8 protein-coding genes are annotated in these 2,919 nt (G+C 63.8%); all 8 read right to left on the bottom strand.

What is annotated here, in order from left to right:
* Nucleotides 1–288 precede the first annotated feature (288 nt).
* Entirely contained in the window at nt 289–441 is a 153-nt protein-coding gene (locus ACRCSW_RS00270) for a hypothetical protein (protein ID WP_438701996.1), read from the bottom strand.
* Nucleotides 442–452: 11 nt separating this feature from the next.
* The gene (locus ACRCSW_RS00265) at nt 453–731 is read right to left on the bottom strand and encodes a hypothetical protein (RefSeq protein WP_438701995.1); all 279 of its coding nucleotides are present in this window, start codon (nt 729–731) and stop codon (nt 453–455) included.
* A 2-nt stretch (nt 732–733) separates the two neighbouring features.
* The gene (locus ACRCSW_RS00260) at nt 734–916 is read right to left on the bottom strand and encodes a hypothetical protein (RefSeq protein WP_438701994.1); all 183 of its coding nucleotides are present in this window, start codon (nt 914–916) and stop codon (nt 734–736) included.
* A 2-nt stretch (nt 917–918) separates the two neighbouring features.
* Nucleotides 919–1,047 carry a hypothetical protein gene (locus tag ACRCSW_RS00255; protein WP_438701993.1) on the bottom strand — a complete coding sequence of 43 codons (129 nt, stop codon included), beginning with the start codon at nt 1,045–1,047 and terminating at the stop codon, nt 919–921.
* A gap of 54 nt (nt 1,048–1,101) precedes the next feature.
* The gene (locus ACRCSW_RS00250) at nt 1,102–1,464 is read right to left on the bottom strand and encodes a RyR domain-containing protein (protein WP_438701992.1); all 363 of its coding nucleotides are present in this window, start codon (nt 1,462–1,464) and stop codon (nt 1,102–1,104) included.
* A 56-nt stretch (nt 1,465–1,520) separates the two neighbouring features.
* The gene (locus ACRCSW_RS00245) at nt 1,521–1,937 is read right to left on the bottom strand and encodes a single-stranded DNA-binding protein (protein ID WP_438701991.1); all 417 of its coding nucleotides are present in this window, start codon (nt 1,935–1,937) and stop codon (nt 1,521–1,523) included.
* Nucleotides 1,934–2,587, bottom strand: a complete 654-nt coding sequence (locus ACRCSW_RS00240; RefSeq protein ID WP_438701990.1) for a lambda exonuclease family protein — start codon at nt 2,585–2,587, stop codon at nt 1,934–1,936. Before ACRCSW_RS00240 ends, ACRCSW_RS00245 begins: the two co-directional genes overlap by 4 nt.
* The coding region (locus tag ACRCSW_RS00235) for a hypothetical protein (protein WP_438701989.1) at nt 2,584–2,919 on the bottom strand (336 nt) is incomplete at its 5' end. The genes ACRCSW_RS00235 and ACRCSW_RS00240, both read right to left, overlap by 4 nt.

Raw genomic sequence — 2,919 nt, 5'->3', positions numbered from 1 at the left:
TTTCTCTTCCGATCGCCGTGTCTGCGCAGGGGACCAATACGACGATCGTGTGCCCCGCGACGACAGGCGTCATCTGGCGCGTGACGGCGGGCTACTATCTCGGACCATAAGAAAAGCCCAGGCATTGCGTCCTGGGCTTATGGGGTGGACGCGGGCCGGTGCTGAACTTTTCCCGGCTTGCATGGAGTCAAGGGGTCGAACCTCGTTGCCGCACTCCATGCCGCTCTGCCGAGTTTCCATCGGCCAATCTAGCTGCGCATCAGCCTGCGCATTCCGCGTCCGTAGAACTCAAGCCTTTTGCCACCGTCGTCGCATGCCCGGCCGTGTGTTGAGCGTGATCGATTTCCCGGCCTTGACCGTGTAGGAATGCAGCGGATCGTCGTGCTTCTTGCCCGGACGCATGGTTTCGACGAGATCCATCGGGACGGCCTTGCGATTCATGTATGTCCGCTTCATGCCGCACCGCCTGGCGCTCGTTCGGCCGTAATCATCGCCTCGTGCTCGGCCTGCAAGGTATCCTTTGCGACCTGCAACGATTCCCATGTGCGCGGCGCTTGGAACATCAACTCGGCGTCGCTGGTTTCGTGGTAAGTCACGCACGGGCCGCTGCCGATAGCCTGCTCCTTGATCCGGAACATGAAATGGCTTCCGTCGTCGTGATAGATGGAAGCCGCTGACCACTCGGTCAGTTCATCGTCGTCCAGCTCTTCGTACCAGATGAGATCGGTCATGGTCAATTCAACCTCGCCTGCTGCTCGCTTGCCGCCTTGGGTCGTTCCAGCGTAAGCACCAGCGTTTTCTTCTGCCAGCCGAACAGCACGCCGGCCTGATGCTCGTCGGGATAGACCGCGGCGGAGAACGTCACTTCCACCGCGCCGCCGTCGATCGGTGCCTCATTGGGGTCTGTCTTCTGCATGGTCAGATCTCCAGTCGATCAAGTAGTTCATTGAGGCCAATGTCCTCGGCGGTGGTGGGTGCGACATGGGTCTTGCGGGGCTTCCGCAGCGGCTTGGCAGCGGGCTTCTTGGTGCGGGGCTTGGTGGGCATGTGGGTCTCCGGTGGTGTTGGAAGAGGCGCCCAGAAACGGCGGGGCCAGGGCCGTCAGTCGTGCGCCATTGCGTGAACGATGCTGCGGAAGATGAAGTCCTTGGCCTGCTGCTCGCGCGGAAGCAGGTCGAACGCGACCATGCAGGGATGCGTCTTGGCTTCCGGGTCTTTGGTCTCGCCGTAGACCCAGCCGTCAGCGACCTTCTGTGCATACCACGATTCGTGGCTTGCTTCGGGCCCGGCACCCGGGTTAGCGATGTGGAACTCGACGCCTGCGCGGGCGGACGATTTCTGCCAGTCCGGAGCTTCGCTCCATGCCGGCTGGCTAAGATCGCCCAGTGCAGCGCAGTAAGCGCGGTTCGCCTCGTGGCAGACCTTGGCGATGTCGTCGATGTCGTAGCGGGTTTCGTTGGTCATTGTGACTCCTATGGGTGATCGCGCTGCCGGCGCGTGCGGGCCGCTTGGCGGCATGATTAAAACGGGATCGACGAGTCGTCGAAGTCATCGGCCGGCGGCGCCTTCCCGCCGTCCTTCGCATCGCGGTACTGCTTGGCGGTGCTGCCGGTGTTGCGCTGCGGGCGGTCGCCGCCTTCGCGGTCACGCTTACCGCCGAGCAGGGTGAGTTCGGTGACCTTGAGGGTCAGGTAGGTCTTACCGTCGTGCTCGCGTATCCCAAGCTCTCCGGTCACGCCGAGAGGGTCGCCCTTGCGGATATAGTCTGCGATGCGCTCGCCTCGATCGCCCCACATCGTGCAGTCGACCCACAGGGTTTGCTCGCGGTCGCCGTATCCGGACTTCACGGCCAGCGACCACGAGGTCGCACTGGTGCTGTTGACCTGACGGACGACCGCATCCTTGCCGACGTTTCCGGTGATGGACCAGTTGTTCATGCAGCAGCCTCCAAAGACTCGCCGGGGTGGGTGAGGCCGAACGCGGCCAGCGCCGCAACGTACTCGGTGTGGAACCGGTCCAGATGCTCTCGCAGCCGGTCGGTGAACTTGTCGGGGGTGACGCGGATCACCAGCGGGTCATAGCCCCTGCAATACGCCAAGAAATCGACCCACTTCCGCCCGGTGACGATCAGGGAGCCGTGGACCTGGGCCTTGTGCTCCAGCGGAACGTCGCCCGTGCGCCGGTGCTCTCTGATCCAGCGGACGATTGTCGGGCCGTCCGGGGCCTTGGCCTCCAGCATGCCGTCCTCGCCGATCAGGGCGTCCGGGGAGCAACCGAAGCGCCGGCAGTCGCTCAGGACGAGCCCCACAGCGGTAAGGCGCACGTCGCGGTCGAATGCATACGTGCCGGCCGCCTCGGGCTCCAGCAGCTCGCCTCGGCGTGTATGGCGGTTCCCGGTCCACGATTCCTCGCTGTGTGCCTCTGGGCGCATCAGCTCGTCTATCAGGTTATCGATGTACGTGTCGGCCGCTGCCGCGTATTCCATTTTCTTCGGGGTGATGATGCTGCCGAACTCACTTGCGGTCGGCAGGCCGCGACGGGCCGCGTACCACTCAGGGGTGCGTTGCTCGCGGGTGATGATGATCATGCGTCGTCCCGCGGCATTACGTCGTCTTCCATCTCGTTGAACGCGATTTTGACGCTGGCCGGCACAGAGTTCAGGTCGCCGAAGGCTTCGATCATCTCGGCTTTGAGCGCGGCGACGCCGGCCGGGTCGACGTGGGCAGAGATACGATCCAGCCACGCGGCCACCTTGGGGTCGGGCAGTGCCGGCTTGTGGTCGGTCTCGACGGTGACCGAAAGCATGCGCTCCGCTTCGTCGGGTTCCATGATGCCGGCGAAGCCGAACGAATAGCGCGCAGCCTGGATCGTCGCCTTGTGGCGGAGCATGCGCGCTGGCCACTTCTTCCACACGTCGGT

The organism is Tabrizicola sp. (assembly GCF_051645465.1).
In the GTDB taxonomy this organism is placed as follows: domain Bacteria; phylum Pseudomonadota; class Alphaproteobacteria; order Rhodobacterales; family Rhodobacteraceae; genus Tabrizicola.
This window is presented reverse-complemented; position numbering and strand designations above follow the sequence as displayed.